Here is a 26,378-nt window from a genome sequence, read left to right as displayed (position 1 = left end):
AATCCGGACCGGACCGAGCGGCCTCTTCCCCGCGACCGTCGCACTGGTCGCCGCCCCTGCACATCGCCGACGGCGGCTCTCTTCATGCCGCCCCGGCGTCGTTGTCCGGCGGAGGAGCCGGACGTGACGTGTGGAATCCGCTGGTCCCGGCACCGCCTGCGGGCCGGTCAGGAAGGAACTTCGTGAGCGAGACCGATCTCGTCAGCACCCCGGCAAGCGCAGAGGGTGCTGCCCCCAAGAGGCGGGGCGGACTGTCCGGAATGGTCCTCGCCGACCTGCGTCAGCTCGCCGGAGAGCTGAACATCCCGGACATCGCCGGGATGCGGAAGGGCGACCTCATCGCCGCCATCAAGGAGAAGCAGGGCGCCGCGCCGGCGCGCCGGACCTCGAAGAAGGCCACCGACGCCGACCAGCTCCCGCTCGACGGCGGCGAGGACTCCGCGCCCGTCAAGCAGCGCCGCACCCGGGCCACCAAGGCCGCCACGGCCGAGGCGCCCACGGCGCCCACGGCCGACTCCGCGTCTTCTGCGGCCTCTGCGGCCGTGTCCGCGGCTCCGGCCGAGAAGCCCGCCGAGGCCCCGGCCGAGCAGGCCGCCGAGAACCCCGCCCCCACCCGGCGCCGCCGCGCGGCGAGCCGGCCCGCGGGCGCGCCCGACCCCAAGCCGACCCCCGGCGTCAACGGGGTCACCCCGGCCGCCGAGGTGAACGGGCAGGTCAACGGGCACGCGCCCGAGCAGCCCGCCGACGGTGCCGCCGCCCCCGCTGCTGAGCAGTCCGGCGAGACCGCCGCCACGGAGGGCGAGGAGGGCGGCCGTCGCCGGCAGACCCGCCGCCGCTCCGGTGGCGAGCCGCAGTCCGACACCCTCGAGGCGGTGGCCGCGAGCGTCGGTGCGCCCGACAAGGAGAAGAGCGACCGCGGCGAGCGGTCCGACCGCGACGGCGAGGGTGGCGGGCGCAACCGCAACCGCAACCGCAACGAGCGGAACGCCGAGGGCGGCGGCCGCAACCGCGGCGACCGCAACGAGCGCGGCGACCGCAACGAGCGCAGCGACCGCAACGACAACCGTGCCGACAACCGCGGCGACGGCCGGAACGAGCTGCGGGACTCCCGCGCGGACGAGGACGGCGACGACGACGGCGACGGCCGGGGCCGCCGCGGCCGCCGGTTCCGGGACCGCCGCCGGGGCCGCGACCGTGACACACGCGGTGGCGAGCGCAACGTCGACACCGAGGTGCGCGAGGACGACGTCCTCCTCCCGGTGGCCGGCATCGTCGACATCCTGGACAACTACGCGTTCGTCCGGACCACCGGCTACCTGTCCGGCCCGAACGACGTCTACGTGTCGCTGTCGATGGTCCGCAAGCACGGCCTGCGTCGCGGCGACGCGATCACCGGCGCCGTCCGCCAGCCGCGCGAGGGCGAGCAGCAGCGGCAGAAGTTCAACCCGCTGGTGCGCATCGACAGCATCAACGGGCGGGACCCGGAGTCGGGGAAGCAGCGGGCGGAGTTCACCAAGCTCACCCCGCTCTACCCGAACGAGCGGCTGCGCCTGGAGACCGAGCCGTCGAAGCTCACCACCCGGGTCATCGACCTGGTCATGCCGGTCGGCAAGGGCCAGCGCGCGCTGATCGTCTCGCCGCCGAAGGCCGGTAAGACGATGGTGCTGCAGTCGATCGCCAACGCGATCACCACCAACAACCCCGAGTGCCACCTCATGGTCGTCCTCGTCGACGAGCGGCCGGAGGAGGTCACCGACATGCAGCGGTCGGTGAAGGGCGAGGTCATCGCCTCGACCTTCGACCGCCCGCCGTCGGACCACACGGCCGTCGCCGAGCTCGCGATCGAGCGCGCGAAGCGGCTGGTGGAGCTGGGGCACGACGTCGTCGTCCTGCTGGACTCGATCACCCGCCTGGGCCGCGCCTACAACCTGGCCGCCCCCGCGTCGGGCCGGATCCTGTCCGGTGGTGTCGACTCGACCGCGCTCTACCCGCCGAAGCGGTTCCTGGGCGCGGCGCGCAACATCGAGGACGGCGGCTCGCTGACCATCTTCGCCACCGCGCTGGTCGAGACCGGCTCGACGATGGACACGGTGATCTTCGAGGAGTTCAAGGGCACCGGCAACGCCGAGCTCAAGCTGGACCGCAAGCTCGCGGACAAGCGGATCTTCCCGGCGATCGACGTCGACGCCTCCGGTACCCGGAAGGAGGAGCTGCTGATGTCCGCGGACGAGTTCGCGATCAGCGTGAAGCTTCGCCGGGTGCTCTCGGCCCTTGACCACCAGGCGGCGATCGACCTGGTGCTGGGGCAGCTCCGCAAGACCCGCACCAACATCGAGTTCCTCATGCAGGTCCAGAAGACCACGCCGGGGAACTTCGGCAACGACGACTGACCGCGCTCGGCGACCCGGCCCCGGTGGGAATCCCCGCCGGGGCCGGGTGGTTGAATGAGGTCGTACGCATCCGGCTCCGGTTCACCCACATCCGGGGGCTCTGCCCCCGGAACCCCCTGAAGAACGAGGGGTGTGAGACCCGGCGGCCGATCTTCGAGAGGAACATCCCATGCGTGAGGGCATCCACCCCCAGTACGTCGAGACCCAGGTCACCTGCGGTTGCGGCAACTCGTTCACCACCCGCAGCACCAAGACCAGCGGCGTGATGACCGTCGAGACCTGCTCCGCCTGCCACCCCTTCTACACGGGCAAGCAGCGGATCCTGGACTCCGGTGGCCGCGTCGCCCGCTTCGAGGCGCGCTACGGCAAGCGCAAGGCCGCCAAGTAGCTTCTCCGTCCGGCGCCCGTCCCCGCACCTGGGGCCGGGCGCCGTTCGCATGTCAGGGGTGACGACGAGGAGAACGGGAGCATGTGGTGGCGGTGAGCAGCAGCGCGGCAGGCGTGGATGCGCTGATCGACGAGTATGCCGAGCTGGAGGCCCGGCTGGCCGACCCGGCCGTACACGCCGACGCGGCCACGGCCCGCAAGCTCGGCCGGCGCTACGCGGAGCTCGGCCCGGTCGTCGCCGTGGCGCGCGAGCTGGCGGGGGCGCGGTCGGACGAGGCCGCCGCCCGGGAGCTGGCGGCCGAGGACCGGGCGTTCGCCGAGGAGGCGGACGAGATCGCGGCGCGGATCCCGGCCCTGGAGGCGCGGCTCGCCGAGCTGCTGGTCCCGCGCGACCCGCACGACGGCGACGACGTCGTCATGGAGGTCAAGTCCGGCGAGGGCGGCGAGGAGTCGGCGCTGTTCGCGGGCGACCTCGTGCGGATGTACACCCGCTTCGCCGAGCGGCACGGCTGGAAGGTCGAGGTGCTCGACTCCGTCGGCTCCGACCTCGGCGGGTACAAGGACATCACCCTGGTCCTGCGCTCGCGGACCCCCTCGGCCGACGGTGTGTGGTCGGCGCTGAAGTTCGAGGGCGGGGTGCACCGCGTGCAGCGGGTCCCGGTCACCGAGTCGCAGGGACGGATCCACACCTCCGCGGCCGGCGTGCTCGTCTACCCCGATACCGGGGAGGACGCCGAGATCGAGGTCGACGAGAACGACATCCGGGTCGACGTCTTCCGCTCGTCCGGGCACGGCGGGCAGAGCGTCAACACCACGGACTCCGCGGTGCGCATCACGCACCTGCCCACCGGGATCGTCGTGAGCTGCCAGAACGAGCGCTCGCAGCTGCAGAACCGGGCCCGTGCCATGGAGGTGCTGCGGTCCCGGCTGCAGGCGCTGCACGAGGCCGAGCAGGCCGCGGCAGCGTCGGCGGAGCGGAAGTCGCAGGTCAGGACCGTCGACCGGTCCGAGCGCATCCGCACGTACAACTTCCCGGAGAACCGGATCTCCGACCACCGGGTCGGCTACAAGGCGCACAACCTGTCCACGGTGCTCGACGGTGACCTCGACGACGTCGTCGCCGCGCTGACCCGGGCCGAGCGGGCCGAGGCGATCGCCGCCGCCGAGGAGGGCGCGTGAGGCCGGCGCGTTATGGAGCCATAACGCGTTCGAGGCGTCGGGCTGGGCTGCGTTATGGAGCCATAACGCGCTTGGCGTGCCGAGCCGGGGCGCGGCATGGACCCGCACTGCGCGCGGGGTGCGCGTGAGTCGGCAGCCGCTGCGGGTGGCGATCGCGGAGGCCGAACGGGCGTTGGCGGCGGCGGGGGTCGAGTCGGCCCGGGCGGAGGCGGAGTTCCTGGCGTCGTATGTCGTCGGGGTGCCGCGCGGGCAGCTGATGCTGCACCCCCTCGTCGACCCGCCGCAGGTGGAGGAGCTGCGCCGGCTCGTCGCCCGGCGCGTCACCCGCGAGCCGCTGCAACACGTCCTGGGCACGGCGGTGCTCGGACCGGTCGAGGTCGCCGTCGGGCGCGGGGTGTTCACACCGCGTCCGGAGACCGAGCTGCTCCTCGAGTGGGGCCTGCGCGCGCTCCGCACGGTCGAGAACCCGCTGGTCGTGGACCTGTGCACCGGGTCGGGCGCGCTCGCGCTCGCCTTCGCCGAGAGCCGGCCCGACGCGCGGGTGCACGCCGTCGACATCGACCCGGGCGCGCTGAGCTGGGCGCGGCGCAACATCGCGGCCCACGGTGACCGGGTGACGCTGCACGCCGCCGACGTCCGCTGGCGCGACCCGCTGCCCGCGCTCGAGGCCCGCGTCGACCTCGTGGTGTGCAACCCGCCGTACGTGCCGGAGGGCACCCCGGTGCCGCCCGAGGTCTCCGACTGGGACCCGGCGGTGGCCGTGTTCGGCGGGGCCGACGGGCTCGCTCTGATCCCGGCGGTCATCTCGTTGGCCGCGACCCTGCTCCGCTACGGCGGCGGCCTCGCGATCGAGCACGACGACACCCACGGCGAGGCCGTCCCGGCCCTGCTCCGGCGGCGGAAGGTGCTCATGGACGTCCAGGAGCACCACGACCTGGGCGGCCGCCCCCGCTTCGCCACCGCCCGCCGCACCACCCCCGCCTGACCTCCCGCGAGTCGGACCCTGGGCTTCCGCGAGTCGCGAGATCTGTCAGCGCGAGTCGCGAGTTCCGGTGACGCGAGGCGGGTGTTGCGGCGGTGCGGGTCGCGAGTCGTGACGGCGCGAGTCGGAGTTGCCGCATGTCACGGGGGTGCGGGCGGGGCGTCCCGGGCGCGGTCGTAGGGTGCCGGGCGTGACTGCTCCGGCCGTTCCCGTCTACGACTGCTCCGACCCCGACGCCCGCCTCGAGGGGCTGGCCGCCGCCGCCCGCGCCGTGCGGGCCGGGCAGCTCGTGGTGCTACCGACGGACACCGTGTACGGCCTGGGCTGCGACGCGTTCTCCTCGACCGCGGTCCGCAGCCTGCTCGCCGCGAAGCACCGCGGCCCGGACATGCCGGTGCCGGTCCTGGTCGGCTCGTGGTCCACGATCGACGGCCTGGTCCTCGGCGTCCCCGCGACCGCGCGCTCCCTGATCGAGGCGTTCTGGCCCGGCGGGCTGTCCCTCGTGCTGCCGCACGCGCCGTCGCTGTCGTGGGACCTCGGCTCCACCAAGGGCACCGTGATGCTGCGGATGCCGCTGCACCCGGTGGCGCTGGAGCTGCTGCGCGAGGTCGGCCCCATGGCCGTGTCCAGCGCGAACATCTCGGGCCGGCCGCCCGCCAGCACGGCCGCCGAGGCCCTCGACCAGCTCGCCTCGTCCGTCGCGCTCTACCTCGACGGCGGCCCCAGCGGAGACCCCGTCGCCTCCACGATCGTCGACCTGACGGGGAAGCAGCCGCGCATCCTCCGCGAGGGCGCCGTCACCCGTGCCCAGGTCAGCGAGGTCGTCGGCCAGGACGTCCCCCTCGGCTGAGCGGGGCGCCAGAGCTGTTCGATCATGAATCCGCAGCTCTCGTGTGAGCGTGTGCGGTAGGTCGAGCGGGACGTCGGAGCTGTGATCGAACAACCGCTGAGGTCCCGGTTCACACCGGCAGGCCCACTTCTGCGGCGAGGCGGGTGGTGAGGGAGCGGAAGTGGGCCTCGTGCGCCACGACGACGTTGTGGGTGTGGCCGAAGAGCTCGAAGCCGATCGCGCCGAAGAGGCCGGACCAGGCCAGGACCAGGCGCCCGCCGAGACCGGTGTCGTCCGGGAGGCCGAGCTCGTCCAGCAGGCCGGGGGCCATGACCTGCGGGTCGTCGCCGGGCGGGGGAGCGACCACGCCGGACGCGATGCCGTCGGCCACCACGCGTGCGAGCACGATCGCCACCCGGCCGGCGGGCGCGATCGTGTCCTGCGGCGCCGAGTAGCCGGGCACGGGGGAGCCGTAGAGCAGCGCGTACTCGTGCGGGTGCGCGAGCGCCCAGGTCCGCGCCGCACCGCAGGCGGCGTGCCAGCGGCCGAGGAGGTCCTCCCGGGCGGCGGTGGCCTCCGCGACCTCGACGGCGTCGCCCAGCGCGTCGTACCCCTCGACGATGAGCCGGGTGAGCAGGTCGTCGCGGCTGGGGAAGTACCGGTAGACCGCCGACGACACCATCCCCAGCTCGCGCGCGACGGCCCGCAGCGACAACGCCGCCGCGCCCGAGGTGGCCAGGTGCGTGCGGGCGACGTCGACGATCTCGGTGGTGAGCTGCGCGCGGACGCGCTCGCGGGCCGTGCGGGGCGCGGAGCGGGGGGAGGTCATGCGCAGCAGTCTCCCAGCGGAGCGGAGCGGTGTCCACATCGGCGAGCACCGATCCGGAATCGAGGTGCGGGATCGAACGGTCCGTGTATGGCGCGGTGACGCTCCGCAGAGCTCTCCGACATCCGAACGGGTCCTCGACGGACGGGGAGGAACCGCAGGTAGCCTGGTGCACCGTGAGTGCGCACAGCGAGAACGCCCCCGCTCAGGACGTGCCGTTCTGGGGTCCGGACTTCGGAGCCCTGCAACAGGAGGACCCGGAGATCGCCGGCGTCGTCCTCGACGAGCTGGAGCGCCTCCGCGGCGGTCTGCAGCTGATCGCCAGCGAGAACCTCACCAGTCCGGCCGTGCTCGCGGCGCTGGGCTCCACGCTCTCGAACAAGTACGCCGAGGGCTACCCCGGCCGCCGCTACTACGGCGGCTGCCAGGTGGTGGACCGCGCCGAGGAGATCGGCAACGCGCGCACCAAGGCGCTGTTCGGCGCCGAGCACGTCAACCTCCAGCCGCACTCCGGCGCCAGCGCGAACCTCGCCGCCTACGCGGCCTTCGCCAAGCCCGGCGACACCGTGCTGGCCATGGACCTCAAGCAGGGTGGCCACCTCACCCACGGCTCCAAGGTCAACTTCTCGGGCCTGTGGTTCCACGCCGTGTCCTACACGGTGCGCGAGGACTCCGAGCTCATCGACTACGACCAGGTCCGCGACCTGGCGCTCGAGCACAAGCCGAAGATCATCATCGCCGGCGCCACCGCCTACCCGCGGCTGATCGACTTCGCCCGGTTCCGGGAGATCGCCGACGAGGTCGGCGCCAAGCTGATGGTCGACGCGGCGCACTTCATCGGCCTGGTCGCCGGCAAGGCGATCCCGTCGCCGGTGCCGTTCGCCGACGTCGTCACCGCGACCACGCACAAGGTGCTGCGCGGCCCGCGCGGCGGCATGATCCTCGCCCGCGCGGAGCACCAGAAGGCGATCGACAAGGCCGTCTTCCCGTTCTCCCAGGGTGGCCCGCTGATGCACTCGGTCGCGGCGAAGGCCGTCGCGATGAAGGAGGCGTCGCAGCCCGCCTACCAGGCCTACGCGAACCAGGTCATCGCCAACGCCCAGGCGCTGGCGAAGGGCCTCGAGGCCGAGGGCATGCGCGCGGTCTCCGGCGGCACCGACACGCACCTCGCGCTGATCGACCTGCGCCCCATCGGCGTGACGGGCGGCGAGGCCGAGGCCCGCTGCGACCTCGCCCGCATCACGCTCAACAAGAACGCCATCCCGTACGACCCGGCCCCGCCGATGAAGCCTTCGGGCATCCGGGTGGGCTCGCCCAGCACGACCACGCAGGGCATGGTCGAGTCGGACATGGCCGAGATCGCCTCGCTGCTGGCGCGCGCGGTCAAGGCCGAGCACGGCACCACCGCGGGCGACCGCGAGCTGGCCGACGTCGCGGAGGCCGTCTCGGCGCTGGTCTCCCGCGCCCCCGCCTACCCGCGCGGCTGACCCGGCCCGCGCGCACGCGGTGGTGCTCGCCCAGGCCTCGTACGGCCAGTCCTCCTTCGGGCTGGGCCTCCCGATCCGGGAGTACCTGCTGGTCGGGCTGGCCGCCGCCGTCGTGACGTTCCTGCTGGTCGGCCTGGTCCGGGTGCTGGCGCTGCGGCTCGGCGCCGTGGCCTGGCCACGCGGCCGGGACGTCCACGTCACGCCGACGCCGCGCTGGGGCGGGCTGGCGATGTTCGGCGGCGTGCTCGCCGGTATCGGGCTGGCCGCCCAGCTGCCGGCGCTGCGCCTGGCCTTCGACTACTCGCGGGACGTCCAGGGCGTGCTGCTCGCGGCCGTTCTCCTGGTCGCGGTGGGCGCCCTGGACGACCGCTTCGAGCTCGACGCCATCACCAAGGCCGCCGGTCAGGTCACCGCGGCCGGCGTCCTGGTGCTGTTCGGCGTGCAGTTCTCGGTGTTCTGGATCCCGTGGGGCGGGGGAGGCACCGGGATCTCCGGCTCGATCCTCTCGCTGGGACCCGAGCAGGGCGTCGCCCTCACGGTGGTACTGACCGTCGCCCTGGTCAACGCCATGAACTTCGTCGACGGCCTCGACGGGCTCGCCGCCGGCATCGGCCTGATCGCCGCGACCGCGACCTGCGCGTTCGCGATCGGCCTGGTCCGTGAGAACGGCAACGACGCCGCCGCCTACCCGCCCGCCCTGATGGCCTCCGTGCTGGCCGGGGCCTGCCTGGGGTTCCTGCCGCACAACTTCAACCCGGCCCGCATCTTCATGGGCGACTCCGGCTCGATGCTGATCGGGCTGATGCTCGCCGCCGCGACGACGAGTGCCTCGGGCAAGATCCCGATCACCACGACGACCGACGGCACGGACGTCCTGGCGCTCTTCGCCCCGCTGATCGTGCTGGCCGCGGTGGTGTTCGTGCCGCTGCTCGACCTGCTCATGGCGGTCGTGCGGCGCACCCGGGCCGGGATGAGCCCCTTCTCGCCGGACAAGATGCACCTGCACCACCGGCTGCTGGAGATCGGGCACAGCCAGCGGCGCGCGGTGCTCCTGATCTACCTGTGGGCGGGCATCCTCGCGTTCGGCGCGGTGGCGCTCGCCCTGATCGACGACCCGGCCTTCGTGCTGTGGGCGGTCGCGCTCGGTCTCGGGGTGGCCGTTCTCGCCACCGCGGTACCCCGGGTGCGGACCACGTCGAGATCACGGTCGCAGCCCGGTCGACGCCCTCCCGCGGGAATCGGACCAACGGGACAGAGTGACCTGCCCGACAATCGTACGCACAGGTCAGGGGGGTCGAGTTAGCGCTCATTCGCTGTGATACCGTCCGCACGAGGTCGGAGCACCGGCCCGGTTCGTCCCTGTCGGCAGTCTCCCGCTGCGCCACACCTTCGGGGCCGAACCAATCTCCGGTCGATGCGAGGAGTGGCGGTTGCACGCTGAGTTCCAGGGTAAGAGCAGCCCCGTACGAGGCGGCTGACGGGTCCGGTGGACGGTGGCCAGGGTCCCCAACTGGGCGATCTCCTGTCCATGGGCGTCACCATGGCGCTCTGTCTCGTCGCCGGGTTCGGACTCGGATGGCTGGCCGATCGACCGGGGCACACGTTCCCGACGTTCGCGCTGGTGGGCCTGGCACTCGGAGTGGTCGCCGCGGTGCTCTTCGTACGCCGTCAGTTCAAGCGCTACCTATAAGACCAACGAGAGGATGACGAAGAGGTGAGACATCCGTGGTGACGGGAGTTCCCGGGTACGTTCCGCCCGTGACCAAGGCGACATTCCGCCGGTCGCTCTACGGTGCTGTCGCCATCGCGGTGATCGCCCTGGCGGTGCTGATCCCGCTCGGTTACCTGCTCCCGGCCGTCTTCCTCTGCGTCGGAGTCGCCCTCGGCCTGCTGAACACCGTCTTCGCGATGCAGTCGGTCCTCCGGTTCTCCCGGGGTGAGACCCAACCCTCCAAGGCGAAGTTCTCCGGCTCGGTCCTCGCCCGCCTCGCGGTGATCACGGTGATCGCGGTCGGTTGTGCCTACCTGTTCCGGCCCAGCGGGATCGCGGTCTTCGGGGGCCTCGCGCTGTTCCAGCTCCTGGCGACCGTGAGTTCCACGCTGCCGCTGATCAAGGAGATCCGTAGGAAATGAGTGACTACGTCCTCGCCGCAGAGGACATCACGCCCGGCCAACACTGGACGGGGAGCCTGTTCGGCCTGACGGTCAATCTCGACACGATCATCGCGACGCTCATCGCGTCCGTGATCGTCTGCGGTTTCGGGATCTACATGGCGCGCCGGGCGACGAAGGGCAAGCCCTCCGGCCTGCAGGTGGCGTTCGAGGCGCTCACCGGCTGGGTGCAGGGCCAGGTGCGGGAGGGCATGGGGTTCCGCACGCCGCGCGGTGTCGTCGGCCTGTGCGTCACGCTCTTCGCGTTCATCCTCATCTGCAACTGGCTCGCCGCGTTGCCGTCGGAGCACTGGATCCCGCCGCCGACCGCGGACGTGAACCTCGTCTACCCGATGGCGCTCCTCGTGATCGTGTGGGTCAACGTCGCGGGCATTCGCAAGAACGGGGCGAAGCGCTACTTCTCGCACTTCACCAAGCCCTACGCGTTCCTCGCTCCGATCGAGTTCATCACCCAGTACTTCTCCCGCCCGTTGTCGCTGGCCCTGCGGCTGTTCGGCAACATCTTCGCCGGCGGGATCATGGTGTCGGTCATCGCGCTGATGCCGGCGTACATCCTCTGGGCCCCGAATGCGGCCTGGAAGCTGTTCGACATGTTCATCGGCGCGATCCAGGCACTGATCTTCACCCTGCTCACGCTGATCTACTTCAGTGAGGCCGTGGGCAGCGAGAACGAGGCCCACTAACGGTGGCCGCCGAGGCCCCCATCCCGACGAACTCGCGCCACGCGACGGCGCGGTACGAGAAAGCACGAGGAGAGTCATGAGCGTCCTTGCAGCCACGCTGGCCCAGGCGGCGACGGCGGCCCCGTCCAACACGCTGGGCCTGGCGATGGTCGGTGGTGGTATCGCACTCGGTGGTGGCGCCATCGGTGCGGCCATCGGTGACGGTCTCGCCGGTTCCGCGGTCATCCAGGGTGTCGCCCGCCAGCCCGAGGCCGCCGGTCGCCTGAACACCACCATGTTCCTGATCATCGGTCTGGTCGAGGGCATGTACTTCATCAACCTGGCGTTCATGGCGCTCTTCGTGTTCGTCACGGGCGCGAGCTGAGCTCGACATGACGACCGAGGTCGTGGCGGCGGGATCGAACAACTTCCTGCTGCCCAATTTCACGATCGTCATCGAGTTCGTGATCTTCCTCGCCGTCCTGTTCGTCTTCTACCGCTTCATCGTCCCGCCGCTCACCAAGGCGATGCGCGAGCGGGACGAGATGGCCAAACAGCAGGCGGAGAACCGCGCGAACGCGGTCCGCAGGCTGCGGGAGGCCGAGGAGCGTTACGACAAGGCGCTCGTCGAGGCCCGGGCCGAGGCCTCCGCCATCCGGGACGAGGCGCGCGCCGACGCGCAGCGCATCCGGGAGGAGAGGCGGTCGGAGACCGAACGCGAGGTTTCCGAGATCCGCAGGCGCGGCGAGCAGGAGATCGCGACGCAGCGCGAGCGGGCCGTCGGTGACCTCCGCCCCGACCTCGGGGCGCTGTCCACGCAGCTGGCCGGCCGGATCCTCGGCACGCCGATGGGTGAGGGCGGACCACAGGCCGAGACGGTGCGGCGCTTCCTGGCCGGGCTCGAGAACCGGTCCGGTGGCGTCGACGCCCCGAGCGCGGGAGGCAGGAGCTGATGGCCGTCATCATCGCCGAGCTCGTCGGCTTCGTGGTCATGCTCATCGTGATCTACCGGCTGGTGGTCCCGATCGTCAGCCGCATGGTCCGGCAGCGTCAGGACGAGGTGCAGCGGCTGGTCGAGGAGGCCGACGAGGCCGAGCGCAGGCTCGACGAGGCGCAGAAGCGCTTCGACTCGGCGGTCGCCGAGGCTCGCGACGAGGCCTCTCGGATCCGCGACGACGCGCGGGTCGAGGCCACCCGGATCCGCGAGGAGCTCACCGAGCAGGCCGAGCGCGAGATCGAGCGGATCAAGGCCCGGTCCGAGGAGCAGCTCGCGGCCGAGCGCGACCAGACGGTCCGCAGGCTGCAGGCCGAGATCGGCGGGCAGGCGTTGCAGCTCGCCGAGCAGATCGTCGTCGAGCACCTGTCCGACGAGCGGCGGCGCAGCGCGACGGTCGACAGCTTCCTGGAGAATCTCGAAGGGCTGCCGCACGGGAGCGCGGCGGCGGCCGGCGTGCAGGGAGGAAGGGCCTGATGGCCGCGGTTCTGCAGTCCGCCAGCCGCGAGGCGCTCGCGCAGGCGCGAGGGCGACTCGACGACGGGATCGACCGGTCGTCGGCTTCAGAGTTGGCCCAGCTCGGCGACGATCTCTTCGCGGTCTCGCGGTTGCTCGACGCCGAGGTGGTGCTCCGCCGGCACCTGGCCGACGCGACGGTCCCGGCGGCCTCCCGGACGAACCTGGCCGACCGGCTGCTGGACGGCAAGGTCGGGCGTGCGGCGCTCGATGTCGTCTCCGACCTGGTCTCGGCGCGCTGGTCGCGCCCCGGCGACCTGGTCGTGGCACTCCGGACGCTCGGTCGGCAGGCCACGCTGGCCGTGGCCGAGAAGGACCGGTCGCTGGACGAGGTCGAGGACCAGCTCTTCCGCTTCGGCCGCATCGTCGAGCGCGAACCTCAGCTGGGCAGACTCCTCGGAGATCGCAACACACCCGCGGAGAAGCGGATCGGCCTGCTGCGCACCGTGCTCGGGCGCAAGGTGTCCACCGTCACGGCGACGCTTCTCGAGCAGGTCGTCCGGGACCCGGGCGCCCGGGGCATGGACCTCGAGGCCGAGGAGCTGTCCGAGCTGGCCGCCGCCCGGCGGGACCGCTCGGTGGCCCACGTCAGCACCGCGGTCCGGCTCTCGCCTGGCCAGGAGCAGCGGCTGGTGGACTCGCTGACCAGGCTGTACGGCCGGCCGATCTCGCTGCAGGTCGAGCTCGACCCCTCGCTGTTGGGCGGCCTGGTGGTCCGCATGGGTGGCGAGCTGATCGACGGCAGCGTGGCGGGCAGGCTCGCCGCCGCACGCCGAAGCATGCCGAGCTGACCCGCGCACGCCACAGCCGCTGACCCGCACCACGAACAGAAGGAAAGACGACAGCCATGGCAGAGCTGACGATCTCCCCCGAGGAGATCCGGAGTGCGATCTCCGGCTACGTCTCGTCGCTGGAGACCGAGACGTCCCGCGAGGAGGTGGGCACCGTCGTCGACACGGGCGACGGCATCGCCCACGTCGAGGGTCTGGCCTCGGCCATGACCAACGAGCTGCTCGAGTTCGAGGGCGGCGTGCAGGGCGTGGCACTGAACCTCGACGTCCGCGAGATCGGTGCGGTCGTCCTCGGCGACTACACCGGCCTCGAGGAGGGGCAGTCGGTCAAGCGCACCGGCAACATCCTCTCGGTCCCGGTCGGCGACGGCTTCCTCGGTCGCGTGATCGACCCGCTGGGTGCCCCGATCGACGGTCTGGGCGACATCCCCGCGGAGACCACCCGCGTCCTCGAGCTGCAGGCCGCCTCCGTGATCGACCGCCAGTCGGTCAAGGAGCCGCTGCAGACCGGCATCAAGGCGATCGACGCCATGACGCCGATCGGCCGCGGCCAGCGGCAGCTGATCATCGGCGACCGCAAGACGGGCAAGACGGCCGTCTGCGTCGACACGATCATCAACCAGAAGCAGAACTGGGAGTCGGGCGACCCGAAGAAGCAGGTCCGCTGCATCTACGTCGCCATCGGCCAGAAGGGCTCCACGATCGCCGGTATCCGGCAGTCGCTGGAGGACGCCGGCGCGCTGGAGTACACGACGATCGTCGCCGCCCCGGCCTCCGACCCGGCCGGCTACAAGTGGCTGGCCCCCTATACCGGCTCGGCCCTCGGCCAGCACTGGATGTACCAGGGCAACCACGTCCTGATCGTCTTCGACGACCTGTCCAAGCAGGCCGAGGCCTACCGCGCGATCTCGCTGCTGCTGCGCCGCCCGCCGGGGCGCGAGGCCTACCCCGGCGACGTCTTCTACCTGCACTCCCGCCTCCTGGAGCGCTGCGCGAAGCTCTCCGACGAGCTGGGCGCGGGCTCGATGACCGGCCTGCCGATCATCGAGACCAAGGCAAACGACGTCTCGGCGTACATCCCGACCAACGTCATCTCGATCACCGACGGCCAGGTCTTCCTCGAGTCGGACCTGTTCAACCAGGGCGTCCGGCCGGCGATCAACGTCGGTATCTCGGTGTCCCGGGTGGGCGGCTCGGCCCAGGTGCGGGCCATGCGCTCGGTCTCCGGTTCGCTCCGCCTGGACCTGTCCCAGTATCGCGAGCTCGAGGCCTTCGCCGCCTTCGGCTCCGACCTCGACGACGCGTCCGCGCGGGCTCTGGGTCGAGGCGAGCGGCTGGTCGAGCTGCTCAAGCAGCCGCAGTACTCGCCGTACGCGGTGGAGGACGAGGTCGTCGCGATCTGGCTCGGGACCTCCGGCCAGCTCGACTCGGTCCCGGTGGGCGACGTGGGCCGCTTCGAGAGCGAGTTCCTCGCCCACCTGCGCCGCAGCCACGACGGCGTCCTCACCGAGATCCGGGACACCGGTAAGCTCGAGGACTCCAACGTCGAGCGGCTCACCGGCATCGTGGCGGACTTCAAGCGGCGGGACTTCACGGCGGCGGACGGCTCCTCGGTGGTGCCGAAGGATGCCAAGGCGCTCGACGAGGACGAGGTCGACCGCGACTCGGTCAAGGTCAACAAGCCGGCACCGGCTTCGAGCTGAACGGATAGCGACCCATGGCGGCACAGATCCGGGTGCTGCGGCGGCGGATCCGGTCGACGCAGTCCATCAAGAAGATCACCCGCGCGATGGAGCTCATCGCGACCTCGCGGATCGCGAAGGCCCGCGCGCGGGTGGACGAGGCGAAGCCCTACGCCGAGCAGATGACGGCGGTGCTCACCGAGCTCGCGAGCAACTCCGCGCTGGACCACCCGCTGCTCGTCTCGCGGGAGAACCCGCGGCGCGCTGCGGTCCTCGTCGTGACGAGTGACCGTGGCCAGGCGGGCGGTTACAACGCGAACGTGCTCAAGGAGGCGGAGCAGCTGCAGTCGCTGCTGCGCGAGCAGGGCAAGGAGCCGGTCCTCTACGTGATCGGACGTAAGGGCGTGCAGTACTTCCGGTTCCGCAAGCGCCCGGTGGCCGCCTCGTGGACGGGCTTCTCCGAGGAGCCCCGCTACGCGAACGCCGCGGAGGTGGCGCGGACGCTCGTCGCGGCCTTCATGGCGGGCGCCGACCAGACCGCCGAGGTCGAGGGCGAGGGCGAGGTCGAGGGCGTCGACGAGCTCCACCTGGTGTACACGCAGTTCCAGAACATGGTCACCCAGACGCCGCAGGCGCGGCGGATGGCGCCCCTCGAGGTCGAGTACACCGAGCAGGACGAGGCCCGCGACTCGGAGGGGCCGAGGGCGCTCTACGAGTTCGAGCCCGACGCCGACACGCTGTTCGACGCGCTGCTGCCGAAGTACGTCGGCGCCCGCCTGTTCGCCGCCCTCCTGGAGTCCGCGGCCTCGGAGTCGGCCAACCGCCAGCGTGCGATGAAGGCGGCGACGGACAATGCCAACGAGCTGATCCGTAACCTGACCCTCGAGGCCAACCAGGCCCGCCAGGCACAGATCACCCAGGAGATCAGTGAGATCGTCGGTGGGGCCGACGCTCTCGTGAGTTCAGGAAGTGAGAGCTGATGACCGCCACCGCCGACACTGGCACGATCACCGGCCGCGTCGTCCGGGTCACCGGCCCGGTCGTCGACGTCGAGTTCCCGCGCAACCAGGTGCCGGACCTGTACAACGCGCTCACCGTCGACGTGACCTTCGGTGACCTCGCGAAGAAGCTGACCCTGGAGGTCGCCCAGCACCTGGGCGACAACCTGGTCCGCGCCATCTCGATGCAGCCGACGGACGGCCTGATCCGCGGGCAGGAGGTCACCGACCTCGGCCGGCCGATCTCCGTCCCGGTCGGCGACCAGGTCAAGGGGCACGTGTTCAACGCGCTCGGCGACTGCCTGGACCAGCCCGACCTCCAGATCACCGGCGACCTGTGGGGCATCCACCGCAAGGCCCCGTCGTTCGACCAGCTCGAGGGCCGCACCGAGATGCTGGAGACCGGCATCAAGGTCATCGACCTGCTCACCCCGTACGTGCAGGGTGGGAAGATCGGTCTGTTCGGCGGCGCCGGCGTGGGCAAGACGGTGCTCATCCAGGAGATGATCACCCGCGTCGCCAAGAACTTCGGTGGTACGTCGGTGTTCGCCGGTGTCGGCGAGCGCACCCGTGAGGGCAACGACCTCATCACGGAGATGACCGAGTCCGGCGTCATCAACGACACCGCGCTGGTGTTCGGGCAGATGGACGAGCCGCCGGGCACGCGTATGCGCGTCGCCCTGTCGGCCCTGACGATGGCGGAGTACTTCCGCGACGAGCAGAACCAGGACGTGCTGCTCTTCATCGACAACATCTTCCGGTTCACCCAGGCCGGCTCCGAGGTCTCCACGCTGCTGGGCCGCATGCCCTCCGCGGTGGGCTACCAGCCGACCCTGGCCGACGAGATGGGCGAGCTGCAGGAGCGGATCACCTCGACCCGCGGCCGCTCGATCACCTCGATGCAGGCGATCTACGTGCCCGCGGACGACTACACCGACCCCGCGCCGGCCACCACGTTCGCCCACCTGGACGCGACGACGGAGCTCTCCCGCCCCATCTCGCAGAAGGGCATCTACCCGGCGGTGGACCCGCTGACCTCGACCTCGCGGATCCTCGACCCGCAGTACATCGGCGAGGAGCACTTCCGCGTGGCCAATGAGGTCAAGCGGATCCTGCAGAAGTACAACGACCTGCAGGACATCATCGCGATCCTCGGTATCGACGAGCTGTCCGAGGAGGACAAGCAGCTCGTCGGCCGGGCCCGCCGGATCGAGCGCTTCCTGTCGCAGAACCTGCTGGTCGCCGAGCAGTTCACCGGCCAGCCGGGCTCGACGGTCCCGCTGAAGGAGACGATCGAGTCCTTCGACAAGATCGCCAAGGGCGAGTTCGACGACGTGCCCGAGCAGGCCTTCTTCCTCTGCGGCGGCCTCGAGGACCTCGAGAAGAACCGCAAGAAGCTCGAGGGCTGATCGCGTATGGCTGAGATGACCGTGGAGCTCGTCGCGGTCGAGCGGCGGCTCTGGTCGGGCAAGGCGAGCTTCGTCCTCGCCCGCACCACCGAGGGCGAGATCGGCATCCTGCCCGGCCACGAGTTCACGCTCGCGCAGCTGGAGGAGGCGGGCGTCGTCCGGATCGACCCGATCGACAGCGCCTCCCTCACGGTGGCGGTGCACGGCGGCTTCCTGTCGGTCACCCCGGCGGGTGTGTCGATCCTCGCCGAGTTCGCCGAGCTGGCCGAGGAGATCGACGTCAGCCGTGCCCGGGCGGCGCTCGACCGCGCGGACACGTCGGACGCCGAGGGTGCGGCGGCGCACAAGCGGGCCGAGGTACGGCTGCAGGCGGCCGAGTCCGCCTCGGCGGGGCAGTAGGCCCGGGCAGCAGGCGGGAGCGTCGACGCAGCAGTGACCGAGACCGTGGCGATCGTGGTCGGGGTCGTGCTGCTGGTGCTCGTCTGTCTGCTGCTGGGCTGGCTCGCCGTACGGCGGGTGCGACTCATGCGGGGCGGCGGCGTGGACCTGTGTCTGCGCCGCCGCTTCGCCGTTACGGACTGGCACTTCGGCGTCGGGCGCTACCGGGGGGACGAGTTCGCCTGGTACCGGCTCACCAGCTTCCGGGTGGGGCCGACCGCGGCCATCGACCGCACCCGGGTCGAGATCGTCGACCGGCGGGCCCCGCGGCCCGAGGAGTCCTTCGCCATCCCCTACGCCACCGCGGTGCTGCGGTGCCGTGACCACGGCGAGGACGTCGAGCTGGCCATGTCCGACGACGTCCTCACCGGCTTCCTGGCCTGGCTCGAGGCCACCCCGCCCGGGCGGACGGGCTACCGGCAGGCCAGCTGAGCGGCCTGCCCTTCGGGCCGGGGCCCGCACGGGCGACGGCGGCTAGGCTCGGTCCATGGCCGTGCACCTGACCAGGATCTACACCAAGACCGGGGACGACGGGACCACCGCGCTCGGCGACTTCAGCCGCGTCCCGAAGACCGACCGCCGGCTCGCGGCCTACGCCGACACGGACGAGTGCAACGCGGCCGTCGGCGTCGCCGTCACCGTCGGGCAGCTCGAGGAGCGGCTCCTGGTGCCGCTGCGGCAGGTGCAGAACGACCTGTTCGACGTCGGGGCGGACCTGTGCGCGCCGGTCGTCCCGGACCCCGAGTACCCGCCGCTGCGGATCGACGAGAAGTACGTCACGCGACTCGAGGGCTGGTGCGACGAGTTCAACGCCGAGTTGCCCAAGCTCGCGTCGTTCATCCTCCCCGGCGGCACGCCCGGCGCCGCCTACCTGCACGTGGCCCGCACGGTCGCGCGGCGGGCGGAGCGCAGCGTCTGGGCGCTCCTCGAGACGGACCCCGAGCGGACGAACCCGCTCACGGCCAAGTACCTCAACCGGCTCTCCGACCTGCTGTTCATCCTGTGCCGCGCCGCGAACCCGGACGGCGACGTGCTCTGGCAGCCGGGTGGGCCCGAGGGCGGCAGCTGAGCCGCGAGCCGATACCGTCGGGCGTCGTGACGGAGCATTTCGCGGTCCGCGGCGGGGCCCGGCTGTCCGGGACGGTCGACGTCGTCGGGGCCAAGAACAGCGTGCTGAAGCTGATGGCGGCGGCGCTGCTGGCCGAGGGCACGACCACCATCACGAACTGCCCGGAGATCCTCGACGTCCCGCTCATGGCGGACGTGCTGCGCAGCCTCGGCTGCACGGTCGAGGTCGCGGGGGACCGGGTCACCATCGACGTGCCGGCCGAGCCGGGTGCTCAGGCGGACTACCGCTCGGTGTCGCGCCTGCGCGCCTCGGTGTGCGTGCTGGGGCCGCTCGTGGCGCGCTGCCGCAAGGCGGTCGTCCCGCTGCCGGGTGGCGACGCCATCGGGTCGCGCCCGCTGGACATGCACGCCAACGGGTTGCGCAAGCTGGGCGCGACCACGGAGATCGAGCACGGCCGCGTCGTCGCCCAGGCCGACGACCTCCACGGCGCGCAGATCTGGCTGGACTTCCCGAGCGTCGGCGCCACCGAGAACATCCTCATGGCCGCCGTGCTGGCCGAGGGCACCACCGTCATCGACAACGCCGCGCGCGAGCCCGAGATCGTCGACCTGTGCGTGATGCTGCAGCAGATGGGCGCGAAGCTCGAGGGCGTCGGCTCGTCGACGCTGACCGTGCACGGCGTCCCCGGCCTGCAGCCGACCACCCACCGCGTGATCGGCGACCGGATCGTGGGCGCCACCTGGGCGTTCGCCGCGGTGATGACCCGTGGTGAGGTCACCGTCCGCGGGGTCGACCCGCACCACCTCGAGCTGGTCCTGGACAAGCTGCGCAGCGCGGGTGCGGAGACCCGCGCCGGCATCGACGAGTTCTCCGTGGCGATGTCCGGCCGGCCCCGGGCCGTCGACTTCGTGACGCTGCCGTACCCGGGCTTCGCCACGGACCTGCAGCCCATGGCGATCGCGTTGTCCGCGGTGGCCGACGGCACCTCGATGATCACCGAGAACGTCTTCGAGGCGCGCTTCCGGTTCGTCGACGAGATGGTCCGGCTCGGGGCCGACGCCCGCACGGACGGCCACCACGCCGTCGTCCGCGGGGTGGAGCGGCTCTCCAGCGCCCCGGTGTGGGCGAGCGACATCCGGGCCGGCGCCGGGCTCGTTCTCGCCGGGCTGTGCGCCGAGGGGGTGACCGAGGTCTGGGACGTCGACCACATCGACCGGGGCTACCCGCGGTTCGTCGAGAACCTGGTCTCGCTGGGCGCGGACATCCGGCGGGTGGCGGCCGACCCCGAGCGGTAGCAGCGCCGGCTCCTCCTGTCGGAGCAGTCCGAGATGCCGGATCCCTCCCGGCGTGCGACAGTCCGCGTCACCTCGGGTGAGTCCTCACCCGGATGCGTGACCGCCGGAGGTGTCCCCATGACCGACGTCAGCCCGGACCGTTCGTCCCGCCTGTCGCGCAGGCACGCGGCGGGGCGGAGTCCGGACGGGCCGTCGGACCGGGACGGCACGGCGGACAGCACGTCGGTCGGCACGTCCTCCGGCGGCGTCGGCGAGAAGGTGGGCGAGGTCGCCGGGTCCGTCGGCACCGCGGCCCGCGGGGCGCACCGGCAGGCCGCGAAGGCCGCCCGCAGTGAGCCCGTGCGCAAGGGGGCGCGGGTCGGGATCGCCGCCCACGGTGTGCTGCACCTGCTCATCGCGTGGCTCGCGTTGCAGGTCGCGTTCGGCGGCGGCGGGGAGGCCGACCAGAGCGGCGCGGTCACCACGCTCGCGCAGCAGCCCTTCGGGCGCGTGCTGCTCTGGGTGCTGTTCCTCGGGTTCGTGGCCGTGATGATCTGGCGGATCTCCACCGCGCTGTTCGGCTTCGGCTACGTCGACGACGGCAAGAAGAAGCTGGTCAAGCGCCTGACCAGCGCCGGTCAGGCCGTCGTCTACGCCGCGCTGGCCGTCCTCACCGTGCGCGCCGCGGTGCAGGGGAGCGCGCAGGGCGGCGGGGGCAGCAAGGCCACGGCGGGCGTGCTCGGCCTGCCCGGCGGGCAGATCCTCGTCGGGATCGTCGGCGTCGGTGTGGTGATCGGTGGCGCGGTGATGATCTGGCACGGCGCGAAGAAGAAGTTCACCGAGGACCAGGACCTCGCCGGCGTCCAGCCGCAGGCGCGGAAGCTCGACGAGCGCACCGGGCAGGTCGGCTACGTCGCGAAGGGATTCGCGATCGGGGTGCTGGGCGTGCTGATCGTGTCCGCGGCCGTCACCTTCGACCCGGCCAAGGCCAACGGCCTCGACAGCGCGCTGAAGACGCTCGCCGGCCAGCCCTTCGGCGTCGTCCTGCTCACTCTGGTGGCCCTGGGGATCGCGGCCTACGGCGTCTTCTGCTTCTTCGACGCGAAGTACCACCGGGTCTGAGGGGCCCGTCCGATCGGACGGGCCGCCACCTCGGATGCGTACTTTTCCGCGCACGTCGCGTACTTTTCCACTCAGACAGGTGTGACGAGGCCCGGTCGACTGGGGTGGCGGAGGCTACCGGCCAGTACGATCCGGGGGTCCCCGCTGGCGTGGCGAGACGTGGAGGTGTCCGGTGCCGTACCCGACCGATCGAGAGCGCGACCGCCCCTGGGTGATCCGGACCTACGCCGGTCACTCGTCGGCGGAGAAGTCCAACGCGCTCTACCGGCGCAACCTCGCCAAGGGGCAGACGGGTCTGTCCGTCGCGTTCGACCTGCCGACGCAGACCGGCTACGACCCCGACGACGAACTCGCCAAGGGTGAGGTCGGCAAGGTCGGCGTGCCGGTCAGCCACATCGGCGACATGCGCACGCTCTTCGACGGCATCCCGGTCGCCGAGGCCAACACCTCGATGACGATCAACGCCCCGGCGATGTGGCTGCTCGCGCTCTACGTCGCGGTCGCCGAGGAGCAGGCCGAGGCCTCCGGGCTGGACCACGCCGAGGTGCGCGCGAAGCTCGCCGGCACCACGCAGAACGACATCGTCAAGGAGTACCTGTCCCGCGGGACGTACGTGTTCCCGCCGGCCCCGAGCCTGCGGCTGATCACGGATATGGTGGCCTGGTCGGTCACCGAGATCCCGAAGTGGAACCCGATCAACATCTGCAGCTACCACCTGCAGGAGGCGGGCGCCACGCCGGCGCAGGAGCTCGCGTACTCGCTGTCCACCGCCATCGCGGTGCTGGACTCCGTGCGCGACTCCGGTCAGGTGCCGCCGGAGCGGTTCGGCGACGTCGTCGGGCGGATCTCGTTCTTCGTCAACGCCGGGCTGCGGTTCGTCGAGGAGATGTGCAAGCTGCGCGCCCTCGGCAGGCTGTGGGACACGATCACCCGCGAGCGCTACGGCGTGGAGAACCCCAAGCAGCGGCGGCTGCGCTACGGCGTGCAGGTCAACTCGCTGGGGCTCACCGAGGCCCAGCCGGAGAACAACGTCCAGCGGATCGTGCTGGAGATGCTCGCGGTGACCCTCTCGAAGGACGCCCGCGCCCGCGCGATCCAGCTGCCCGCGTGGAACGAGGCGCTCGGCCTGCCGCGCCCGTGGGACCAGCAGTGGGCGCTGCGCATGCAGCAGGTGCTCGCGTACGAGACCGACCTGCTCGAGTACGAGGACCTGTTCGAGGGGTCGCGCGTCGTCGAGGCGAAGGTCACCGAGCTGGCCGAGGCCGCGCAGGCCGAGATCGACCGCGTCCAGGAGATGGGCGGGGCGGTCGCGGCCGTCGAGAACGGCTATATGAAGGGCGAGCTGGTCAGCTCGCTCGCCGGGCGGCGGCGGCGCATCGAGTCCGGCGAGGAGATCGTCGTCGGGGTCAACAAGTTCGACACCACCGAGCCCAGCCCGCTGCAGGCCGAGGGCGCGGCGTCGATCGAGACCGTCGACCCGGAGACCGAGGCCGCCGCGATCGCCGCGATCCGGGAGTGGCGGGCCTCGCGGGACCAGGGCGCCGTGTCGGAGGCGCTGAAGAAGCTGCAGGACGCGGCGAAGACCGACGAGAACCTCATGCAGGTCTCGATCGACTGCGCGAAGGCGGGCGTCACCACCGGCGAGTGGGCCGGGGCGCTGCGCGAGGTGTTCGGGGAGTTCCGGGCGCCGACCGGGGTGTCGGCGGCCGTCGCTTCGGGGGAGGCGGCCGTGGAGATCGCAGAGGTGCGCGAGCGGGTCCGGGCGACCGGCGAGGAGCTGGGGTCGCGGCTGCGCATGCTCGTGGGCAAGCCGGGCCTCGACGGGCACTCCAACGGCGCCGAGCAGGTCGCCGTGCGGGCCCGCGACGTCGGCTTCGAGGTCGTCTACCAGGGCATCCGCCTCACCCCGGCACAGATCGTCGCGGCCGCGGTGCAGGAGGGCGTGCACGTGGTCGGGTTGTCGGTGCTGTCCGGCTCGCACCTCGAGGTCGTGCCGGCGGTCGTCGAGGGCCTGCGGGCCCAGGGCGCCGACGACGTCCCGGTGATCGTCGGCGGCATCATCCCCGCCGAGGACGCGAAGGCACTCAAGGACAAGGGCGTCGCCGCCGTATTCACGCCGAAGGACTACCAGCTCACCGAGATGATGGACGAGATCGTCTCCCTCGTCCGCCGGGAGCACGGGCTGGACTGAGCCCATGATCGCGATCCGGGCGGGGTCAGCCTCGCGGACCGAGGCCCCGCCCGCCCGGCTCGTGCTCACGGATGTCCGCGGCGACGCCTGGTGCGGGCGGTGGTTCTCATGGCGCATACCGGCCGGGCGCCGCCCATCTGCAGCGGCCGGTGGCCAGCAGCTGGACGCCTCTCGTCCACGGCGGCACGTGTCGCAGGCGGACGCGCACATCTGCAGTGGCGCACCACATCCGCTGCGGCCGTGCGGCACATCCGGAGTGGGCGCGACACATCCGGTCGACGGGGTGTGGGCGGCCCGAACGCGTGCGTGAGCAGCTGGTCGCTGGTTCGAGGGCCGGCCCGCCTGCATGCCTGTCGGAATGCGGCATCGAACGGCCCGGCTCGCCGGCCGGGACCTCGCACACCCGGTCGGGCCGGGTACAGTCCGTCGACGACCTGTGCGGCGAACGCCGCGGGTGTGAGGGCGGGCTTGGACGGGTGTGCCGCGCTCGATGGAGTGTGGGACAGACCCGGCCTGGTGCCATCACCGGGAGCGGCGGCGCGCCGCCGCGACAAGGGAGCGCGGTCCGCGGCCGGGGAGTGCTGCGGGCGGGTGGGGTGTCGCGTCAGGCCTCGTCGCGCTCCTCGCCGCGGCGGCGGAAGAAGCTGAAGCCGGGGATGCCGTTGATGGCCTGCCGCACGCCCTTGAGCTCCTCGAGCAGCTCGTGGACGTCCGGGCCGACCCGGTCGAGGGTGGCGAGGATCGGCATGATGTCCGACTCCAGGTGCTCGGTGAGCGCCGGGAGCTGGTCGACCATGCGGATCGCGGCGTACAGCTCCTCCTCGGAGAACTCGTCCACGAACCTCCTGGCCAGCGGCGCGGCCCGCTCCGCGATGGGACGGTAGGTCGCGAGCAGCGCGCCCGCCTGGTCGCTGAGGCCGGAGGCGTCCCCGACGAGCCTGTCGGCGCGGTCGGCCACGCCGGCCGCGCGCTGGACCAGGCCGGAGGCGTCGTCGGCGACCGAGCCCGCGCCGGCGACGATCGTGCGGGCGTCCTCGGCGACCGAGCCGGCAGAGGCGACGATGCGCTCCGCGTCGGCCGCCACGCCGCCGACCCGCGCGACGAGATCCTCCGCCGACGTCGCGGTCGTGGTCACCCGCGTGATCAGCTCCTCGGCGGAACTCGCCGTACCGGAGACCCGGGTGATGAGCTCGTCGGCCGAAGCCGCCGTCCCGGACACGCGCGTGATGAGTTCTTCGGCGGACCCGGCGGTGCCGGAGACGCGGGAGATGAGCTCCTGGGCGGACTCGGCGGTGACCCCGACCTGGCCGAGCAGCTTCTCGGCCGACTCGGCGGTGCCGGCGACTCGCGTGATCAGCTCGTCGGCCGTGCCTGCGGTGCCGCGGACCCCCGCGATCAACCCCTCGGCCTCGTCGGCCACCGCACGGACGCTCGAGACGAGCCCCTCGGCGTCGGACGCGGTCGTGGCGACCCGGGTGATGAGCGCGGTCGCGTCGGCGGCGGTGCGGTCGACCCGCGCGATCAGTCCCTCCGCCGTGCCGGCAACCCGGTCGACCCGGCCGATCAGTCCGTCGGCCCGGTCGGCGACACCGTCGACGCGGTCCAGCAGGCCCTCGACCCGGCCCGCGATGTCGTTGACCCGGGCGAGCAGGGCCGAGACCTCGTCGAGCAGCCCGACGGTCCGCTCCGGCAGCCCGGCCGCGACGCCGACCGCCCCGCCCGTCCACTCGGCGACGGCCCGCGCCCCGTCGAGCAGGTCCGAGGGGCCCGGGACGGGCAGACCCGCGATGCGAAGTGCCATGCGGTGATCCTCCCGTATCGGCGCGGCCCCGGCCGGGTCGCGTACGTCCGTGTGCCGGACCGGTCACTCTGCGCGACCACCGGGCTCGACGAACGGTGCACATGGTGGCCGTTCGTCACAGTCGCGTAACGACCGTGTGTGACCACCTGATCGACCACCTAGGTTCGATCTCCGTTGCCGGTCACCGGCGCAGGGGGTGTGCCCGGGCCGGCCAGCTCGAGACGACGACGTCGACAGCCGAAAGGGTGCCTGCCATGTCCGGATCCGCCTGGACCCGCCGAGAGTTCTTCCGCCGCAGTGCGATCGCGGGCGCCGTCGCCATCGGCGGCCCGGTGCTGCTGTCGGCCTGCACGCAGACCAGCACCGGTGGTTCCGGCGCGGGCGGCACGCTCGACCGCGCGAAGTCCGCCGGCACGATCAAGGTGGGTATCGCCAACGAGGCGCCGTACGGATTCACCGACAGCACCGGCAAGGTCACCGGGGAGTCCGTCGAGGTCGGTCGCGCGGTGCTGAAGAACCTGGGGATCAACGACCTCCAGGCGACCACGGTGGACTTCGGCTCGCTCATTCCCGCGCTGAACGCCAACCAGTTCGACATGGTCACCGCGGGCATGTTCATCAACCCCCAGCGCTGCCAGAGCGCGGCCTTCTCCACCCCGGACTACACCGCGCCGACGGCCTTCCTCGTGCCGAAGGGCAACCCCGACGGCGTGGCCACCTTCGAGGACATCAAGAACAAGAACCTCCGGCTCGCGGTCCTCAGCGGCGCCGTCGAGCAGGGGTACGCCCAGAAGAGCGGCGTGCCGGACGGCCAGATCCAGGTCTTCGACTCGCAGAACACGCTGCTGCAGGCCGTGACCTCGGACCGGGCCGACGCGGCCGCGCTGACGAACATCTCGCTCAACGACGTCGTCTCCAAGAACCCGGGCGCGAACGTCGAGGTGACGAAGGGCTTCTTCCCCACCATCGACGGCAAGCAGACGGTCTCCGCGGGCGCCTTCGTGTTCCGCAAGGCGGACACCGACTTCGTCAACGCCTTCAACACCGAGCTGACGAAGCTGCACCAGAGCGGGCAGTGGCTGCAGATCGTCCAGCCGTTCGGGTTCAGCCAGGACAATCTCCCGGGGCCGGACGTCACGACCGAGAAGCTCTGCGCGGCCGCCTGAGCGTCGGCACGGG

Annotated in this window: 26 protein-coding genes; 24 read left to right on the top strand and 2 right to left on the bottom strand. The window is 71.8% G+C overall.

Features of this window, described 5'->3' with window-relative positions; genetic code table 11:
- Positions 1-182: 182 nt before the first annotated feature.
- The 5 genes from rho (at position 183) to LWC33_RS20055 (ending at position 5,788) form a co-directional block, all read left to right on the top strand.
- The gene (rho, locus tag LWC33_RS20075; RefSeq protein WP_372476659.1) at positions 183-2,390 is read left to right on the top strand and encodes a transcription termination factor Rho; all 2,208 of its coding nucleotides are present in this window, start codon (positions 183-185) and stop codon (positions 2,388-2,390) included.
- A gap of 169 nt (positions 2,391-2,559) precedes the next feature.
- Complete coding sequence (gene rpmE, locus LWC33_RS20070; RefSeq protein WP_232871709.1) at positions 2,560-2,778, top strand: 50S ribosomal protein L31; 219 nt, start codon at positions 2,560-2,562, stop codon at positions 2,776-2,778.
- Positions 2,779-2,870: 92 nt separating this feature from the next.
- A complete protein-coding gene (gene prfA / locus LWC33_RS20065) occupies positions 2,871-3,956 on the top strand; it encodes a peptide chain release factor 1 (protein WP_372476658.1) in 1,086 nt (361 codons plus the stop codon).
- A 124-nt stretch (positions 3,957-4,080) separates the two neighbouring features.
- Positions 4,081-4,941, top strand: a complete 861-nt coding sequence (prmC, locus tag LWC33_RS20060) for a peptide chain release factor N(5)-glutamine methyltransferase (protein ID WP_233305951.1) — start codon at positions 4,081-4,083, stop codon at positions 4,939-4,941.
- 187 nt (positions 4,942-5,128) lie between these two features.
- A complete protein-coding gene (locus LWC33_RS20055; RefSeq protein WP_233305950.1) occupies positions 5,129-5,788 on the top strand; it encodes an L-threonylcarbamoyladenylate synthase in 660 nt (219 codons plus the stop codon).
- 109 nt (positions 5,789-5,897) lie between these two features.
- Here LWC33_RS20055 and LWC33_RS20050 read toward each other — a convergent pair whose 3' ends face one another.
- Entirely contained in the window at positions 5,898-6,596 is a 699-nt protein-coding gene (locus LWC33_RS20050; protein WP_233305949.1) for a TetR/AcrR family transcriptional regulator, read from the bottom strand.
- A 173-nt stretch (positions 6,597-6,769) separates the two neighbouring features.
- Between LWC33_RS20050 and glyA the strand changes: the two genes are divergently transcribed.
- From glyA to LWC33_RS19960, 18 genes are all read left to right on the top strand, one after another.
- Positions 6,770-8,080 (top strand): serine hydroxymethyltransferase, encoded by a 1,311-nt coding sequence (gene glyA, locus LWC33_RS20045; protein ID WP_308190971.1) that lies wholly within the window; start codon positions 6,770-6,772, stop codon positions 8,078-8,080.
- A gap of 22 nt (positions 8,081-8,102) precedes the next feature.
- Positions 8,103-9,383 (top strand): glycosyltransferase family 4 protein, encoded by a 1,281-nt coding sequence (locus LWC33_RS20040; protein WP_308190972.1) that lies wholly within the window; start codon positions 8,103-8,105, stop codon positions 9,381-9,383.
- Between the two features lie 183 nt (positions 9,384-9,566).
- On the top strand, positions 9,567-9,770 hold the full coding sequence (locus LWC33_RS20035) for an AtpZ/AtpI family protein (protein WP_308190970.1): 204 nt from the start codon (positions 9,567-9,569) through the stop codon (positions 9,768-9,770).
- A 68-nt stretch (positions 9,771-9,838) separates the two neighbouring features.
- On the top strand, positions 9,839-10,213 hold the full coding sequence (locus LWC33_RS20030; RefSeq protein ID WP_233305947.1) for a hypothetical protein: 375 nt from the start codon (positions 9,839-9,841) through the stop codon (positions 10,211-10,213).
- On the top strand, positions 10,210-10,935 hold the full coding sequence (gene atpB, locus LWC33_RS20025; RefSeq protein ID WP_233305946.1) for a F0F1 ATP synthase subunit A: 726 nt from the start codon (positions 10,210-10,212) through the stop codon (positions 10,933-10,935). The genes LWC33_RS20030 and atpB overlap by 4 nt, the downstream gene beginning before the upstream one ends.
- Before the next feature lie 76 nt (positions 10,936-11,011).
- Complete coding sequence (gene atpE, locus LWC33_RS20020; protein ID WP_372476657.1) at positions 11,012-11,299, top strand: ATP synthase F0 subunit C; 288 nt, start codon at positions 11,012-11,014, stop codon at positions 11,297-11,299.
- 7 nt (positions 11,300-11,306) lie between these two features.
- Positions 11,307-11,867 (top strand): F0F1 ATP synthase subunit B, encoded by a 561-nt coding sequence (locus tag LWC33_RS20015; protein ID WP_233305945.1) that lies wholly within the window; start codon positions 11,307-11,309, stop codon positions 11,865-11,867.
- Positions 11,867-12,385 carry a F0F1 ATP synthase subunit B gene (gene atpF, locus LWC33_RS20010; RefSeq protein ID WP_233305944.1) on the top strand — a complete coding sequence of 173 codons (519 nt, stop codon included), beginning with the start codon at positions 11,867-11,869 and terminating at the stop codon, positions 12,383-12,385. Before LWC33_RS20015 ends, atpF begins: the two co-directional genes overlap by 1 nt.
- Complete coding sequence (locus LWC33_RS20005) at positions 12,385-13,215, top strand: F0F1 ATP synthase subunit delta (RefSeq protein ID WP_233305943.1); 831 nt, start codon at positions 12,385-12,387, stop codon at positions 13,213-13,215. The genes atpF and LWC33_RS20005 overlap by 1 nt, the downstream gene beginning before the upstream one ends.
- A gap of 56 nt (positions 13,216-13,271) precedes the next feature.
- Positions 13,272-14,918 carry a F0F1 ATP synthase subunit alpha gene (gene atpA / locus LWC33_RS20000; protein ID WP_233305942.1) on the top strand — a complete coding sequence of 549 codons (1,647 nt, stop codon included), beginning with the start codon at positions 13,272-13,274 and terminating at the stop codon, positions 14,916-14,918.
- A gap of 14 nt (positions 14,919-14,932) precedes the next feature.
- A complete protein-coding gene (locus tag LWC33_RS19995) occupies positions 14,933-15,877 on the top strand; it encodes a F0F1 ATP synthase subunit gamma (protein WP_233305941.1) in 945 nt (314 codons plus the stop codon).
- A complete protein-coding gene (gene atpD, locus LWC33_RS19990; RefSeq protein ID WP_233305940.1) occupies positions 15,877-17,304 on the top strand; it encodes a F0F1 ATP synthase subunit beta in 1,428 nt (475 codons plus the stop codon). Before LWC33_RS19995 ends, atpD begins: the two co-directional genes overlap by 1 nt.
- A gap of 6 nt (positions 17,305-17,310) precedes the next feature.
- A complete protein-coding gene (locus LWC33_RS19985) occupies positions 17,311-17,703 on the top strand; it encodes a F0F1 ATP synthase subunit epsilon (protein ID WP_233305939.1) in 393 nt (130 codons plus the stop codon).
- 33 nt (positions 17,704-17,736) lie between these two features.
- Complete coding sequence (locus tag LWC33_RS19980) at positions 17,737-18,174, top strand: DUF2550 domain-containing protein (RefSeq protein WP_233305938.1); 438 nt, start codon at positions 17,737-17,739, stop codon at positions 18,172-18,174.
- Between the two features lie 55 nt (positions 18,175-18,229).
- The gene (locus tag LWC33_RS19975; RefSeq protein ID WP_233305937.1) at positions 18,230-18,811 is read left to right on the top strand and encodes a cob(I)yrinic acid a,c-diamide adenosyltransferase; all 582 of its coding nucleotides are present in this window, start codon (positions 18,230-18,232) and stop codon (positions 18,809-18,811) included.
- 26 nt (positions 18,812-18,837) lie between these two features.
- A complete protein-coding gene (gene murA / locus LWC33_RS19970) occupies positions 18,838-20,106 on the top strand; it encodes a UDP-N-acetylglucosamine 1-carboxyvinyltransferase (protein ID WP_233305936.1) in 1,269 nt (422 codons plus the stop codon).
- Positions 20,107-20,223: 117 nt separating this feature from the next.
- Positions 20,224-21,207, top strand: coding sequence for a DUF1206 domain-containing protein (locus LWC33_RS19965; RefSeq protein WP_233305935.1), 984 nt, complete (start codon positions 20,224-20,226; stop codon positions 21,205-21,207).
- A gap of 172 nt (positions 21,208-21,379) precedes the next feature.
- Positions 21,380-23,398: an ethylmalonyl-CoA mutase gene (locus LWC33_RS19960; RefSeq protein WP_233305934.1), complete on the top strand. Its 2,019-nt coding sequence runs from the start codon at positions 21,380-21,382 to the stop codon at positions 23,396-23,398.
- Positions 23,399-24,002: 604 nt separating this feature from the next.
- Here the strand turns inward: LWC33_RS19960 and LWC33_RS19955 are convergent.
- Complete coding sequence (locus LWC33_RS19955) at positions 24,003-25,199, bottom strand: coiled-coil domain-containing protein (protein WP_233305933.1); 1,197 nt, start codon at positions 25,197-25,199, stop codon at positions 24,003-24,005.
- A gap of 254 nt (positions 25,200-25,453) precedes the next feature.
- Here LWC33_RS19955 and ehuB point away from each other — a divergent pair, with 254 nt between their 5' ends.
- Positions 25,454-26,365 carry an ectoine/hydroxyectoine ABC transporter substrate-binding protein EhuB gene (gene ehuB, locus LWC33_RS19950; RefSeq protein ID WP_233305932.1) on the top strand — a complete coding sequence of 304 codons (912 nt, stop codon included), beginning with the start codon at positions 25,454-25,456 and terminating at the stop codon, positions 26,363-26,365.
- Positions 26,366-26,378 lie beyond the last annotated feature (13 nt).

The organism is Pseudonocardia terrae (assembly GCF_021343995.1).
Lineage (GTDB): Bacteria > Actinomycetota > Actinomycetes > Mycobacteriales > Pseudonocardiaceae > Pseudonocardia > Pseudonocardia terrae.
This window is presented reverse-complemented; position numbering and strand designations above follow the sequence as displayed.

Bases quoted from the DNA above. Each gene is read 5' to 3' on its own strand.
- atpB (WP_233305946.1), top strand. From the start codon at position 10,210: ATGAGTGACTACGTCCTCGCCGCAGAGGACATCACGCCCGGCCAACAC.
- atpA (WP_233305942.1), top strand. From the start codon at position 13,272: ATGGCAGAGCTGACGATCTCCCCCGAGGAGATCCGGAGTGCGATCTCC.
- rpmE (WP_232871709.1), top strand. From the start codon at position 2,560: ATGCGTGAGGGCATCCACCCCCAGTACGTCGAGACCCAGGTCACCTGC.
- LWC33_RS19965 (WP_233305935.1), top strand. From the start codon at position 20,224: ATGACCGACGTCAGCCCGGACCGTTCGTCCCGCCTGTCGCGCAGGCAC.
- LWC33_RS20050 (WP_233305949.1), bottom strand. From the start codon at position 6,596: ATGACCTCCCCCCGCTCCGCGCCCCGCACGGCCCGCGAGCGCGTCCGC.
- atpF (WP_233305944.1), top strand. From the start codon at position 11,867: ATGGCCGTCATCATCGCCGAGCTCGTCGGCTTCGTGGTCATGCTCATC.
- LWC33_RS19995 (WP_233305941.1), top strand. From the start codon at position 14,933: ATGGCGGCACAGATCCGGGTGCTGCGGCGGCGGATCCGGTCGACGCAG.
- LWC33_RS19955 (WP_233305933.1), bottom strand. From the start codon at position 25,199: ATGGCACTTCGCATCGCGGGTCTGCCCGTCCCGGGCCCCTCGGACCTG.
- LWC33_RS20005 (WP_233305943.1), top strand. From the start codon at position 12,385: ATGGCCGCGGTTCTGCAGTCCGCCAGCCGCGAGGCGCTCGCGCAGGCG.
- atpE (WP_372476657.1), top strand. From the start codon at position 11,012: ATGAGCGTCCTTGCAGCCACGCTGGCCCAGGCGGCGACGGCGGCCCCG.
- ehuB (WP_233305932.1), top strand. From the start codon at position 25,454: ATGTCCGGATCCGCCTGGACCCGCCGAGAGTTCTTCCGCCGCAGTGCG.
- atpD (WP_233305940.1), top strand. From the start codon at position 15,877: ATGACCGCCACCGCCGACACTGGCACGATCACCGGCCGCGTCGTCCGG.
- LWC33_RS19975 (WP_233305937.1), top strand. From the start codon at position 18,230: ATGGCCGTGCACCTGACCAGGATCTACACCAAGACCGGGGACGACGGG.
- LWC33_RS19985 (WP_233305939.1), top strand. From the start codon at position 17,311: ATGGCTGAGATGACCGTGGAGCTCGTCGCGGTCGAGCGGCGGCTCTGG.
- LWC33_RS20015 (WP_233305945.1), top strand. From the start codon at position 11,307: ATGACGACCGAGGTCGTGGCGGCGGGATCGAACAACTTCCTGCTGCCC.